At 67.8% G+C, this 13,540-nt stretch carries 11 protein-coding genes; 1 reads left to right on the forward strand and 10 read right to left on the reverse strand.

The window, feature by feature from the left end:
- The first annotated feature begins 43 nt into the window (after window positions 1-43).
- Entirely contained in the window at window positions 44-439 is a 396-nt protein-coding gene (locus C4S70_RS13695; protein WP_104008714.1) for a DUF6524 family protein, read from the forward strand.
- Here C4S70_RS13695 and hisG read toward each other — a convergent pair.
- From hisG to xdhA, 10 genes are all read right to left on the reverse strand, one after another.
- Entirely contained in the window at window positions 433-1,131 is a 699-nt protein-coding gene (gene hisG, locus C4S70_RS13700) for an ATP phosphoribosyltransferase (RefSeq protein WP_104008678.1), read from the reverse strand. The two genes, C4S70_RS13695 and hisG, sit on opposite strands and share 7 nt — an antisense overlap.
- On the reverse strand, window positions 1,128-2,219 hold the full coding sequence (locus C4S70_RS13705) for an ATP phosphoribosyltransferase regulatory subunit (RefSeq protein ID WP_104008679.1): 1,092 nt from the start codon (window positions 2,217-2,219) through the stop codon (window positions 1,128-1,130). Before C4S70_RS13705 ends, hisG begins: the two co-directional genes overlap by 4 nt.
- Window positions 2,219-3,715, reverse strand: coding sequence for a histidine--tRNA ligase (gene hisS, locus C4S70_RS13710; RefSeq protein WP_104008680.1), 1,497 nt, complete (start codon window positions 3,713-3,715; stop codon window positions 2,219-2,221). The genes C4S70_RS13705 and hisS overlap by 1 nt, the downstream gene beginning before the upstream one ends.
- 301 nt (window positions 3,716-4,016) lie before the next feature.
- Window positions 4,017-5,087, reverse strand: a complete 1,071-nt coding sequence (locus C4S70_RS13715; protein ID WP_104008715.1) for a BMP family ABC transporter substrate-binding protein — start codon at window positions 5,085-5,087, stop codon at window positions 4,017-4,019.
- 34 nt (window positions 5,088-5,121) lie between these two features.
- Window positions 5,122-6,042 carry an ABC transporter permease gene (locus C4S70_RS13720; RefSeq protein ID WP_104008681.1) on the reverse strand — a complete coding sequence of 307 codons (921 nt, stop codon included), beginning with the start codon at window positions 6,040-6,042 and terminating at the stop codon, window positions 5,122-5,124.
- Window position 6,043: 1 nt separating this feature from the next.
- Window positions 6,044-7,126: an ABC transporter permease gene (locus tag C4S70_RS13725; RefSeq protein ID WP_104008682.1), complete on the reverse strand. Its 1,083-nt coding sequence runs from the start codon at window positions 7,124-7,126 to the stop codon at window positions 6,044-6,046.
- Between the two features lie 36 nt (window positions 7,127-7,162).
- Window positions 7,163-8,680, reverse strand: coding sequence for an ABC transporter ATP-binding protein (locus tag C4S70_RS13730; protein ID WP_104008683.1), 1,518 nt, complete (start codon window positions 8,678-8,680; stop codon window positions 7,163-7,165).
- Entirely contained in the window at window positions 8,677-9,603 is a 927-nt protein-coding gene (xdhC, locus tag C4S70_RS13735) for a xanthine dehydrogenase accessory protein XdhC (protein ID WP_104008684.1), read from the reverse strand. Before xdhC ends, C4S70_RS13730 begins: the two co-directional genes overlap by 4 nt.
- Entirely contained in the window at window positions 9,593-11,944 is a 2,352-nt protein-coding gene (xdhB, locus tag C4S70_RS13740; protein WP_104008685.1) for a xanthine dehydrogenase molybdopterin binding subunit, read from the reverse strand. Before xdhB ends, xdhC begins: the two co-directional genes overlap by 11 nt.
- Window positions 11,941-13,347, reverse strand: a complete 1,407-nt coding sequence (xdhA, locus tag C4S70_RS13745; RefSeq protein WP_104008686.1) for a xanthine dehydrogenase small subunit — start codon at window positions 13,345-13,347, stop codon at window positions 11,941-11,943. Before xdhA ends, xdhB begins: the two co-directional genes overlap by 4 nt.
- Window positions 13,348-13,540: the final 193 nt, after the last annotated feature.

The following is a 13,540-nucleotide window of genomic DNA, read 5'->3' on the forward strand; positions in this document are numbered from 1 at the left end:
GATTCTGTAGCGCAAGAGTTTGACGAGGGGCAATTTCGCGATGCTGGGCCTGTTCCTGCGCTGGCTGTTCGCCTTTGCGCTGATCGCGCTGACATACAACCCTACGCCGTGGAATTATGTCCGCTGGTCCACCACCCATCACGAAGCGCGCCTGTCCCTGGTGGTGTTCCTGGGGCTTCTGCTGCTGATCGGCTACATCATCTACCTGCGCGCAACGCTGCGGTCGATCGGTGCAGGCGGGATGCTGCTGGTGCTGGCGGTGGTGGCGTCGATGCTGTGGGTGCTCCGCGACTATGGCGTGTTGCGGTTCGACCAAGCGGACGTGAACCTGTGGCTGGGGATCTTCGCGCTGTCGGTCGTGCTGGGCATCGGCCTGAACTGGAGCCATGCCCGCCGCTATCTGTCGGGCCAGCAGGACATGGACGACGTGGACTACTGAACCGCCGCCAGCCGTTCGGCGAACCGCTCCAGCGTTGCGCGTTCGGCATCGCCCACCTGTGCCACGCGGCTTTTCCACAGGGTCGCCTGGCTTTTCAGGATCAGCCCGTCGGACAGGATCTTGAGATGATTGGCCCGCAGCGTCTCGCCGGTCGAGGTGATGTCGGCGATCGCCTCGGCGGTTTCGTTCTTGACCGTGCCCTCGGTCGCGCCCTGGCTGTCCACCAGCGCGAAATCGGCAACCCCGCCCCGGACCAGAAACTCGCGCACCAGCCGGTGGTATTTCGTGGCGATCCGCAGCCGGTGCCCGTGCCGGGCGCGGAACGCCGCCGCGACCGCGTCGAGGTCGTCCAGCGTATCCACGTCCACCCACAGCTGCGGCACCGCCAGCACCAGATCGGCCTGACCAAAGCCCAGCTCGGCCACGGGTTCGACCTGGGTTTCCCACAGGGGCAGCTTTTCATGCACCAGATCGGTGCCGGTGACGCCGAAATGGATCCGCCCCGTGGCCAGTTCGCGCGGGATCTCTCCGGCCGAGAGCAGCACCAGCGACATGCCCTCGATCCCCTCGATCGCGCCGGCATATTCGCGGTCCGACCCGGTGCGCTTCAGCCGGATGCCGGCCCGGTCGAACCAGTCGAAGGTCTTTTCCATCAGCCGCCCCTTGGACGGCACGCCCAGCTTCACGGTCATGCCCGCGCCTCCCGTTCCAGCGCATGCATCAGGCCGGGGCGCAGCACGCCGCCCACGGCGGGGATCTCTGCGCCGTCGCCCAGCCGCCGGGTCAGCGCGTCATAGCGCCCGCCGGTGGCGATCGGCGGCAGGTCGGGGCGGCCCTCGGCATAGAAGCCGAACACGAAACCGTCGTAATACTCCATCGAGGTGCGGCCATAGCTGGCCTCGAAATCGAGGTTTTCCACGTCGAGTCCACGCGCGGCCAGCGCCTGCAGCCGCGCCTCGAGCCGCGCCAGCGCCGGTGCGATCTGCGGCAGGTCCACCGCCACATCCCGCAGCCGCTCCAGCGCGAAGGGCGCGGTTTCCCGCACCGCCAGCAGCGTGTCCAGCGCGGCCATCTCGCGATCCGAGATCGGCGGGACCTCGGCGTCGGCGCGCAGGGCCTCGATCCGTTCGGCGATCTCGGCGACGCTGCGCTTGCCGATCGCGGGCGGCAGGTCGGCAAGCGGATCGGCCTGCGCCAGCAGCGCCGTGCGCGACGGCGGTGGCGGCACGCGGCCCGAGAACCGGTCCAGCAGCGCGCGGAACCGGCGCGGGTGCCAGATATGGCGCATCAGCGCCGCCTTGCGCGCCTCGGTCGTCCGCAGCCCCTGCACGGCGGCCATCAGGATGCCGATATCCCCCGTCGCGGCGCGCAGCGACAGCCCCTCAAGCGCCTGCGCGATCAGAGCAAAGACCTCGGCATCGGCCTCGGCCGGGTTCTCGCGGTCGAAGATCTCGTAGCCGACCTGGATATATTCGTTGGCGCGGTCGGGGTCGTGCTCCTGCCGGCGGAATACCTCGCCGGCATAGGTATAGCGGGCCGGTTCGGCGCCATGGGCCATGTGCATCTGAACCACCGGCACGGTGAAGTCGGGACGCAGCATCTGCTCGCCCCGCAGCGCGTCCGAGGTGACATAGGCGCGGCCGCGGATGTTTTCGCCGTAAAGGTCCAGCAGGGTTTCGGCGGGCTGCAGGATCGACGCCTCGACCGCCTGCGCGCCGGCGGCTTCGAACCGCGCGCGCAGCTGTGTGGCCAGCGCCCGGATTTCGGCGCGTTCCGGCATCAGTCCTGCCCGATCCCGTGGCTGGCCAGGATCTCGCGCACCTTGGCCACGAGGTGCCCGCGCGGCACTTCGAACTGGCTGGGGCGTTCCTTCCATTCCTCCAGCGTCGCGCTTTCGGCGATCTGCGCGCCCAGGATCAGATCCTTGACCTGCACCACGCCGCGCGCCTTTTCGTCGCCGCCCTCGATCACCGCGACCGGGCTGTGCCGGCGGTCGGCATATTTCAACTGGTTGCCGAAATTCTTCGGGTTGCCCAGATAGACCTCGGCGCGGAGGCCGGCATTGCGCAGCTCGGCCACCATCGCCTGATAGTCGGCCATGCGGTCGCGATCCATCACCGTGACCACGACAGGACCGTGGGTGACCGCCTTGATCCGCCCCTTTTCGCGCAGCGCGGCCAGCAGCCGGTCAACGCCGATGGAGACGCCCGTGGCCGGCACCGCCTGCCCGGTGAAGCGTTTCACCAGATCGTCGTAGCGCCCCCCGCCCGCGACCGAGCCGAACTGGCGCTTGCGGCCCTTGTCGTCGAAGATGTCGAAGGTCAGCTCGGCCTCGTAGACCGGGCCGGTGTAATAGCCCAGGCCCCGCACCACCGAGGGGTCGATGACGATGCGGTCGGGGCCGTAACCCTGGGCGTCGAGCAAGCCCGCGATCTGTTCCAGCTCGTCGATGCCCTCGGCCCCCATGGCCGAACTGCCCACCGCCGCGCGCAGGTTGGCCAGCGTCGCCGCCGAATCCGCACCGCGAGAGGTCAGGAAGGCGACCACCGGATCGGCCTGCGCCTCGCTGAGCCCCACCCCGTCGATATAGGCCCCCGAGGCGTCCAGCCGCCCCTTGCCGAGCAGCGCCCGCACGCCGTCCTCTCCCACCTTGTCGAACTTGTCGATGGTGCGCAGAACCGCGTCGTGCTGTTCCGCGTCCTCCAGCCCCATCGCTTCGAGAACGCCGTTCAGAACCTTCCGGTTGTTGATCCGGATCAGGTAGTCGCCGCGCGGGATGCCGACCTCTTCCAGCGTATCCGCCAGCATCGCGCAGATTTCCGCATCCGCCGCCATGCTGGCCGCGCCCACGGTGTCGGCGTCGCACTGGTAGAACTGGCGATAGCGCCCCGGTCCCGGCTTTTCATTGCGCCACACCGGCCCCATCGCATAGCGGCGATAGGGCGTGGGCAGGTCGTTGCGATACTGGGCATAGACGCGCGCCAGCGGCGCGGTCAGGTCATAGCGCAGCGCCAGCCAGTCGCCCTTGCCGTCGTCTTCGTCCTCGCGCCAGGCGAAGACCCCGTCATTGGGCCGGTCCACGTCGGGCAGGAACTTGCCCAGCGCCTCGACCGTTTCCACGGCACTGGTTTCCAGCGCCTCGAAGCCGTAGCGGTGATAGACCCCGGCAATGGTGCGCAGCATCTCGGTGCGCTGCGTGACTTCGGCGCCGAAATAGTCGCGGAACCCTTTGGGCGTCTCGGCCTTGGGGCGGGGCTGTTTCTTCTGCTTGGCCATTGGGGTCAACCCGTCAAGATACGTTCGCGGCGGGGTCTATCCCAAGCCCCGCACAGGGGCAAGGCGCGGCCCGACGACGAAAAGGCCCCGCCGCGCGGGCGGGGCCGATTTGCCGCAGGACAGGCATGCAAGACACCCGCATCCCGGCCGGGCGTTTCGGGTCGGCAGGGCCGACCCGACCGATGCGAGGGGCGCTGCCCCTCGCGCTCCCCGGAGTATTTCCGGCAAGATGAAGTAAGGGCCGGGGCACGACGCCACGCGCCAGCTTTGTCTGCGGCCGCGGATCACGACCCCGAGAGGGTTACTGCGGGATCTCGCCCTCAATGCCTTCGACATAGAAGTTCATGCCCAGAAGCGTGCCGTCATCGGCCACTTCGCCCTCTTTCAGCCAGGGCGTGCCGTCCTGCTTGTTCAGCGGGCCGGTGAAGGGGTGGTATTCGCCCGCGGCGATCGCGTCGCGCAGGGCCTCGGCCTCGGCCTTCACGTCGCCAGGCACGGCCGAAGAGATCTCTCCGATCTTGACCATGCCTTCGCGGATGCCGTCCCAGGTGCTGACTGATTCCCACGTGCCGTCCATCACCGCCTTGGTGCGCCGAACGTAGTAAGGGCCCCAGTTGTCGATGATCGAGCTGACGCGCGGCAGCGGCGCGTATTCGGCCATGTCGGAGGCCTGGCCAAAGGTGATCACGTTGCCGGCCTTCTGCGCGGCGGCCTGCGGCGCGGTCGAATCGGTGTGCTGCAGGATCACGTCGGCGCCCTGTTCGATCAGGGTCTTGGCGGCGTCGGCCTCCTTGGCCGGGTCGAACCAAGTATAGACCCAGACGATCTTGAACTCGACGTCGGGGTTGACCTTTTTCGCGTGGATATAGGCGCTGTTGATGCCGCGGATCACCTCGGGGATCGGGAAGGAGGCGATGTAGCCGATGATGTTCGACTTGGTCATGCGGCCCGCGATCGTGCCCTGCACGGCGCGGCCTTCGTAGAAGCGCGCGGAATAGACCGACACGTTCGGCGCGGTCTTGTAGCCGGTGGCGTGTTCGAACTTCACCTTCGGGAACTTCTTGGCGACGTTCTGCACCGCGTCCATGTAGCCGAAGGAGGTGGCAAAGATCAGATCCGCGCCGTTCAGCGCCATCTGGGTCATCACGCGTTCGGCATCCGGGCCTTCGGGCACCGATTCCACATAGACCGTTTCGACCTTGTCGCCGAACGCCTCGACCACCGCCTTGCGGCCCTGATCGTGTTCATAGGTCCAGCCGCCGTCGCCGACCGGACCGACATAGACGAAGCCGACCTTGGTCTTGTCGGCCATCGCCGTGGTGGCCATGCCGAGCGCCAGTGCGGCCGTGGCCAGAAGTTTCGTGAGTTTCATGCAGGTTGCTCCCATGTTGATTGTCGTTGCCGCCTCAGGTCGAGGCATGGAATGTGCGGCCCAGCGAGGCCGGCGCGCTGCTTTTGTCGGCCGAAAGGATGACCAGCACAAGGATTGTCACAAGATAGGGCGACATTGCCAGATACTCGACCGGAATCGCAACGCCCGCCGCCTGAAGATTGAGCTGCAGGACCGTGATTCCGCCGAACAGCCAGGCGCCGATCAGAACGCGCCATGGCTTCCAGCTGGCGAACACCACCAGCGCCAGCGCGATCCAGCCGGCGCCCGCGGTCATGCCTTCGGTCCACTGCGGCACGCGGACCAGGCTGATATAGGCCCCGCCCAGCCCCGCGCAGGCGCCGCCGAACAGGATCGCCAGCACGCGGATGCGCACCACCTTGTAGCCCAGGGCGTGCGCGGCGTCGTGGTTCTCGCCCACCGCCCGCAGGATCAGACCGGCCCGGGTGTATTTCAGCACCGCCCAGGTGCCGGCGACCAGCGCCAGCCCGAGATACAGGATCGGATCCTGGGCGAACAGGATCGGCCCCAACACCGGAATATCGCTGAAAAGGGGGATGTCGATTTCCGCGAAATGCGGCGGCTTGATGCCGACATAGGACTGCCCCATGAGCGAACTCAGCCCCAGGCCGAACAGCGTCAGCGCCAGCCCCGAAGCCACCTGGTTGGCCAGTGCCACCTGGGTCAGCAGCGCGAACAGAAGCGCCAGCACCGCCCCGCCCGCGGCCGCCGCGAGAAAGCCCAGCCAAGGCGAGCCGGTTTCGACCGATATGGCAAAACCGGTGATCGCGCCGACGATCATCATGCCCTCGACGCCAAGGTTCAGAACCCCTGCCCGTTCGACCACCAGCTCGCCGATCGCGGCCAGAAGGATCGGCGTCGCCGCCACCATCAGCGAGGCCAGCAGCAGGACGGGATTGATTGCGCTCAGGTCCATGTCAAGCCACCCCTGCCTTGCCGATGCGGATGCGGTAGTTGGTGAGAAGATCGAAGGCCAGCAGGAAGAACAGCAGCATCCCCTGGAACACCTGGATCGCCGCCGCGGGCAGGCCCATCTGCGACTGCGCGATGTCGCCACCGATATAGGTCAGCGCCATCAACAGACCCGCCAGCAGGATGCCGAACGGGTGCAGCCGGCCCAGAAAGGCCACGATGATCGCAGTGAACCCGTAGCCCACGTTGAAGTCGATGCTGATCTGCCCCGAAGGACCCGAAACCTCGAACAGCCCCGCCAGCCCCGCCAGCGCCCCCGACAGCCCCATGCAGAACAGGATCAGCCGCGGCGGGCTGACACCGGCAAAGCGGGCCGCGCGCGGGGCCTCGCCGGCGAGCCGGATGTGAAAACCGCGCATGTGCCGGTTCAACAGCACATAGGCAAAGATCACCGCGATCATCGCCGCCACCACGCCCCAGTGCATGCCCGAGCCCTCGATCAGGTCGGCATTGTGGGCCGATGGATATTGCTGCAGGTTTCGGCTGCCCGGAAAACCGTATCCTTCGGGATTCTTCAGCAGGCCGAGGCTCATCGACGCCAGCAGTTGCTCGGCCACGTAGACCAGCATCAGTGACACCAGGATTTCGTTGGTGCCGAACCGCACCTTCAGAACCGCCGGGATCATGGCCCAGACCCAGCCGCCCAGCGCACCCGCGATCACCATCAGCGGGAAGATGAACCACGCCTCCATCGGGTAGAAGGCCAGCCCCACACCGGCGCCGACGATCGCGCCCATGATGTATTGGCCTTCGGCGCCGATGTTCCAGATGCCCGCGCGGAAGCCGAGGCTCAGCCCGATCGCGATCAGCACCAGCGGCGCGCCCTTCACCAGAAGCTGCGGGCGGTAATAGAACGAGTGCTCGCCAAAGAGCGGCTCCCAGAAGATCGTGCGGATGGCCTCGACCGGGTTCTTGCCCAGAACCGCGAACAGGATGCCGCCGAACACCATCGTGGCCAGAACCGCGATGACCGGCGTCGCCACCGACCAGACCTGCGACGGCTGCGGCCGCTTCTCCAGCGCGATCATGCGCCGCCTCCCTTCGTTTCCATCGATGCCCGCGGTTCAGACATGCGCCACCTCCATGCCATGCGCGCCCCCCATCAGAAGGCCGATTTCCTCGACCGTCAGCCCCTCGACCGGGCGGGGCGCGCTCAGCCGCCCCTCGTTCAGGGCGGCGAAGGTGTCGGAAATCTCCATCAGTTCGTCCAGATCCTGGCTGATGCAGACCACCGCAGCACCACCGGCCGCGAGGTCGAGAATCGCCTGCCGGATCGCCGCCGCGGCCGAGGCGTCCACGCCCCAGGTCGGCTGGTTCACCACCAGCACTTCGGGATTTTGCAACACCTCGCGCCCGATCACAAATTTCTGCAGGTTGCCGCCCGACAGGGACCGCGCAGCGTTGTCGGGCCCCGGCGTGCGCACGTCGAACGCCTCGATGATCCGCTGCGCAAAGGCCCGCGCCGCGTCCCAGCGGATGAATCCGTTGCGTTCCAGGTTTTCCCGCACCGATCCGGTCAGGAGCGCGTTTTCGGTCAAGCTCATGTCGGGCGCTGCGGCATGGCCCAGCCGTTCCTCGGGCGCGGCCAGAAGCCCAAGACGACGCCGCTCGGTCGGACCCAGATGCCCCACCGCCACACCGTTCAGCCGGATTGCGTCGGGTTCGGCCGGCAACTCGCCCGACAGCACGGCCAGCAGTTCGTCCTGCCCATTGCCGGCCACCCCGCCGATGCCCAGAACCTCGCCTTTGCGCACCGCCAGATGCACGTTGCGCAGCGGCGTGCCAAAGGCCGAGGGCGAGGCCACCGAAAGCCCGGTCACGTCCAGCGCGATCTCTCCGAACGCGCGCCGGCCCCGTTCCGGCGCCTGCAGCGCGCTGCCCACCATCATCTCGGCCATTTCGGCCGCGGTGGTCTCCGACGGCACGCATTCGCCGACATTCTTTCCCAGCCGCAGGATCGTCGCGTGGTCGCACAGCGCGCGGATCTCTTCCAGCTTGTGGCTGATATACAGGATCGAGGTGCCCTCGTCGCGCAGCTTGCGCAGGGTTTCGAACAGGATCCGAACCTCCTGCGGAGTCAGAACGCTGGTCGGTTCGTCCATGATGAGCAGCTTGGGATCCTGCAACAGGCAGCGGATGATCTCCACCCGCTGGCGTTCCCCGGCGCTCAGATCCCCCACGGTTCGAAAGGGATCGAGCGGCAGACCATAGGTCTCGCTCACCGCGCGGATGCGGCTGGCCAGATCGCGCATGGGCGGCGGATCCTCCATGCCCAGCGCGATGTTTTCGGCCACATTCAGCGCGTCGAACAGCGAAAAGTGCTGGAACACCATGGCGATGCCGTCGGCACGCGCGGCGCGCGGCTCGGGCGGGGCAAAGGGCCGGCCGCGCAGCCGCATCTGACCGCTGTCGGGTTTCACCAGCCCGTAGATCATCTTGACCAGGGTGGATTTGCCAGCGCCGTTCTCGCCCAGAAGCGCGTGAACTTCGCCCTCCTGGATCTCCAGCGACACATGGTCGTTGGCAACCACGCCCGGATAGGCCTTGGTCAGCCCGTCGATGCTTAGCAGCGGAACCGTCACGCGCGCATGTCCTTCTTCTCCGTCCCCTGTTCCCGACGCCGCAGCAGATCCGCCGCCACGCCCACCGCGATCGCCTGCGGGTGCTTGCCCAGCCCCGGCTCGCCGATCGGGCAGGTGATGCGGGCGATCCGTTCGGGCGGATGACCCAGCGCCGCCAGCCGCGTGCGGAATCGCGCCCACTTGGTAGCCGAGCCAATGAGCCCCGCAAAGGCGAAATCGTGCCTCAGCAGGCGGTCGCACAGCTCCAGATCCAGCGCATGACTGTAGGTCAACACCAGATGCTCGGCCGCGGGCGGCGCGTGCCGTACCAGTTCGGCGGGCTTCGCCGCAGGCAGAACGGTGACGCCTTCGGGCACAGCCTCGGGAAACCGGTCGGGCGCGGTATCCACCCAGGTGATGGCCACATCCGGCAGCGGGGCCAGCACGCCCACCAGCGCGCGCCCCACATGGCCCGCCCCCCAGATCCAGACCTGCCGGGCGGGCCGGTGCACCGGCTCGACCATCCAGCCCTCGACCAGCTGCGGCCGCACCGGCACGCCTTGGGCGCGCGCCTGCACCAACAGCCGCCGCACCGCCAACGGCATCTCGCCCACGGCGCCGACGGGGCGCGCGATCACGTCGCCCTCCAGCCCCTCGACACTGTCGTAAACTTCCGTCAGCAACACCACGGCACCGCCGCAGCACTGGCCCAGATCCGGCCCCAGCGCATGGCGCGACAGCCCGACCCGGCCCGCACGCGCGGCCTGCGCCGCCTGCATCTCCAGCGCCCCGCCGCCGATCGTGCCCTCCTGACCGCTGTCCCAGACCAGCATCGCCGCGCCCACCTCGCGCGGGGACGACCCGCGCACCTCGGCCACGACGACGCGGGCCACGGCCCCATGCCGATCAATCGCCGCGCGCAGGGCATCCACGTCAAACCCCATTACGCACCCTCCGGATCGCGGCCCAGACCCGCTCGGGCGTGGCCGGCGCGTCCAGCGCCGGATAAACATCCCCAAAGGACGCCACCGCGTCGCTCAGCGCCAGCCAGGCTGAAATCCCCAGCATGAAGGGCGGCTCGCCCACCGCCTTGGACCGATAGATCGTCTCCTCGCGGTTGCGCCCGTCCCACAGTGCGACATTGAACACGTCGGGCCGGTCGGAACAGGCCGGGATCTTGTAGGTGGAGGGCGCATGGGTCATGAGCCGCCCCCTGTTGTCCCAGACCAGCTCCTCGGTGGTCAGCCACCCCGCACCCTGCACATAGCCCCCCTCGACCTGGCCGATATCGATCGCCGGGTTAAGCGAGGCGCCGGCATCATGCAGGATATCCGCGCGCAGAATCCGGTATTCCCCGCTGCGCGCATCCACCGCCACCTCGGTCACCGCGCAACCATAGGCAAAATAATAGAACGGCCGCCCGCGCCCCCGCAGCCGGTCCCAGGCCAGCTTGGGCGTGCGATAGAACCCGGTAGCCGACAGACTCACCCGCCCCTCATAGGCCATGCGGGCGGCTTCGGCGAAACTGACGGACTCCGCGCCCACATGCACGCGTCCGCCCTCGAACCGCACTTCGGCGGCATCCGCCTGGAACCGTTGGGCCAGATGCGCCGCGATCCGGTCGCGAATCGTATCACAGGCCGCCTTCACCGCCATCCCGTTCAGATCGCTGCCCGACGACGCCGCCGTGGCCGAGGTATTGGGCACCTTGCCCGTATCGGTCGCGGTGATCTTCACCGCCTCCAGCCCGATCCCGAAACGGCTGGCCGCCACCTGCGCCACCTTCTGGAACAATCCCTGCCCCATCTCGGTGCCGCCATGGTTCAGATGCACCGACCCGTCCTGATAGACATGCACCAGCGCGCCCGCCTGGTTCAGATGCGTCAGCGTAAAGGAAATCCCGAACTTCACCGGCGAAAAGGCGATCCCCTTGCGGATCGCGCCGCCGCGCGCGTTCCAGGCCCGCACCGCCGCGCGCCGCGCAACGTAATCGCACCGCTCCAGCAGCGCCTCGGTCATCGCCCCCAGTTCGAAATCCTCGACCTCCATCCCATAGGGCGTCGTGTTCCCGCCTCCTGCTTCTTTCTGGTCCGAAATACCCCGGGGGGAGGCCGCAGGCCGGGGGGCAGCGCCCCCCTTTGCGGCCTCTGCATAGTAATTCCGCCGCCGCAGCTCGACCGGATCCATCCCCAGCTCATGGGCCACGTGATCCATCACCCGCTCGATCCCGACCATCCCCTGCGGCCCGCCAAAACCTCGAAACGCCGTCGCACTCTGCGTGTTCGTGCGCAGCCGGTGGCTCTCGATCCGTACCGCCGGCAGGCAATAGGCATTGTCGGCATGCAGCATCGCCCGATCCGCCACCGGCAGCGACAGATCCTGCGCCCAGCCGCACCGGGCGTAATGCGTGAACGCCACGCCAAGGATCCGTCCCTCCGCGTCCACCCCGGCGCGATAGTCGATACGGAAATCGTGCCGCTTGCCGGTGATGATCATGTCGTCATCCCGGTCGTAGCGCATCTTGCAGGGCTGCCCGGTCACACACGCCGCCACCGCGCAAGCCACCGCCAAGGCGTTGCCCTGGCTCTCCTTGCCGCCGAACCCGCCGCCCATGCGCCGCGTCTCCACCCGCACCGCATTCATCGGCACGCCCAGCGCCTCGGCCACCTTGTGCTGGACCTCGGTCGGATGCTGGGTCGAGGAATGGATCATCATGTCCCCGCCCTCCTGCGGCAGCGCGAGCGCGGCCTGACCTTCCAGATAGAAATGCTCCTGCCCGCCAATCTCGACCCGGCCCTCGATCACCCGGAGCGCGGCAGCGATCGCGGCCTCGGCATCGCCCTTTTCCCAGACCACCGGGCCATCCTCGAACCGGCTGTTTGCGGCCAGAGCCTGCTCCACGGTCAGGATCGGCTCTTCCTCGTCATAGTCGATCCGCCCCAGCCGGGCCGCGCGGCGGGCGGCCAGATGGCTTTCGGCGACGACCAGAAAAACCGGCTGGCCCACATAGTTCACGCGGCCATCGGCCAGCAGTGGCTCGTCATGGACCGAGGGCGAGACGTCATTGGCAAAGGGCAGATCCCCCGCCGTCAGCACCGCCACCACGCCGGGGGCGGCGCGCACGGGGTCCAGATCCATCGACAGGATCCGGCCCCGCGCGATTGTGGACAGACCGAAGGCCAGGTGCAGGCAGCCCGCCGGCACCGGGATGTCATCCACATAGCGCGCCTGACCGGTGACATGCAGCGGTGCCGCGTCATGGGGCAGCGAGCGCGAGACGGTCATGGCTGCACCTCCAGAACCGACGCCGGTTCCCCCAGATCTTCGGCGAAACAACGCTCCAGCATCGCCTGCGCGGCGCCCAGCCGATAGCCGGCCGAAGCCCGCATGTCCGAGATCGGCGCGAAATCCTCGGCAAAGGCAGGCAGGGCGGCATGAATGGTATCTTGGTTCCACGGCCTTTCGATCAGTGCGGCCTCGACCGCACGGGCGCGTTTCGGGATCGCCGCCATGCCGCCAAAGGCGATCCGAGCCTGCGCCACCCGGCCATCCTCGACGCGGATGTTGAAGGCGCCGCAGACGGCCGAGATGTCCTGGTCGAACCGCTTGGACAGCTTGTAGCAGCGCAGGCGGTCGGGCTGGCGTGGAAAGCTCACGGCCTCGACGAATTCACCGGCCCGCCGGTCCTGTTTCCCGTAATCGATGAAGAAATCTTCCAGCGGAAGGGAGCGGCGTTCGTCGCCACGGCGCAGGTGCAGGGTCGCGCCCAGCGCGATCAGAGCGGGCGGGTTGTCGCCGATGGGCGAGCCGTTGGCGATGTTGCCGCCGATGGTGGCCGCACCCCGCACCTGTTCCGAGGCAAAGCGGCGGATCATTTCGGCATAGGACGGGTGCAGGTCGGCGACGGCGGCGCGCACCGCGTTCATGTCGGCCATCGCGCCGATACGCACGGTTCGGTCGGTGATCTCGATGGATTTCAGATCGTCGCAGCCACCGAGAAAGATCACCGGTTCGATGTCGCGCAGGGCCTTGGTCACCCACAGCCCGACATCGGTGGCGCCCGCGACGAGCGTGGCGCCGGGATGGGCGGCGAAGATATCGGCGAGTTCGTCCGCATTGCGCGGGCAGCGGGCGTGCATGGGGGGCTCTGCCCCCCGGGCTGCGCCCTCCCCCCGGGATATTTGCGGCAAGAGGAAGGACTGGTCGGCGCGCATCCAGTCCGGGACGGGTTCGCGCGCGGCGGCCCGGGCGGCGCGGATGATCGGGGCGTAGCCGGTGCAGCGGCAGAGATTGCCGGCGAGGACGTCGTCGAAATCGGTGCGGCCGGAGAGGTGCGCGGCGACCAGCGACATCACGATGCCCGGCGTGCAGAAGCCGCATTGCGAGCCGTGGTGGTCGATCAGCGCCTGCTGGACGGGGTGCAATTCTCCGTTGGGACCGGAGACGCCTTCGACCGTGCGCACCGCGCGGCCATGCAGCTGCGGCAGAAACAGGATGCAGGCGTTCAGCGCCCGCGCACCGGCCGCGTCGGTCACGATCACCGTGCAGGCGCCGCAATCGCCTTCGTTGCAGCCTTCCTTGGTGCCGGTCAGCCGGCGCTCTTCCCGCAGCCAGTCGAGCAGCGTCCGCGTCGGCGGGACGCGATCAAGGCTCACGCTCTCTCCGTTCAGAAGAAAGGTGATGGTCATGTTTCAGCAACCCGTCGCCTTACCCTGTTGAACCCGTCTGCCCCCCTTCGATGCGACGTAGAAAGGAGGCGGGCCTTTTTCGTTGCGCATCAGCCTAGGAAGCGCGGGCGCGGTCTGGCAAGAAAAACAAGGGGGCGAAGCCGGCCGGGCATTGTGGCCGCCGCGGGCGGCAAATACCGAAAAGACACGGATT

It is taken from the genome of Jhaorihella thermophila (genome assembly GCF_900108275.1).
GTDB classification, from domain to species: domain Bacteria; phylum Pseudomonadota; class Alphaproteobacteria; order Rhodobacterales; family Rhodobacteraceae; genus Jhaorihella; species Jhaorihella thermophila.

What these genes read in the sequence shown, in the direction of transcription:
- xdhC (WP_104008684.1), bottom strand. Translation starts at nt 9,603, where the DNA reads ATGGGGTTTGACGTGGATGCCCTGCGCGCGGCGATTGATCGGCATGGG.
- C4S70_RS13725 (WP_104008682.1), bottom strand. Translation starts at nt 7,126, where the DNA reads ATGATCGCGCTGGAGAAGCGGCCGCAGCCGTCGCAGGTCTGGTCGGTG.
- hisG (WP_104008678.1), bottom strand. Translation starts at nt 1,131, where the DNA reads ATGACCGTGAAGCTGGGCGTGCCGTCCAAGGGGCGGCTGATGGAAAAG.
- C4S70_RS13720 (WP_104008681.1), bottom strand. Translation starts at nt 6,042, where the DNA reads ATGGACCTGAGCGCAATCAATCCCGTCCTGCTGCTGGCCTCGCTGATG.
- xdhA (WP_104008686.1), bottom strand. Translation starts at nt 13,347, where the DNA reads ATGACCATCACCTTTCTTCTGAACGGAGAGAGCGTGAGCCTTGATCGC.
- C4S70_RS13715 (WP_104008715.1), bottom strand. Translation starts at nt 5,087, where the DNA reads ATGAAACTCACGAAACTTCTGGCCACGGCCGCACTGGCGCTCGGCATG.
- C4S70_RS13705 (WP_104008679.1), bottom strand. Translation starts at nt 2,219, where the DNA reads ATGCCGGAACGCGCCGAAATCCGGGCGCTGGCCACACAGCTGCGCGCG.
- hisS (WP_104008680.1), bottom strand. Translation starts at nt 3,715, where the DNA reads ATGGCCAAGCAGAAGAAACAGCCCCGCCCCAAGGCCGAGACGCCCAAA.
- xdhB (WP_104008685.1), bottom strand. Translation starts at nt 11,944, where the DNA reads ATGACCGTCTCGCGCTCGCTGCCCCATGACGCGGCACCGCTGCATGTC.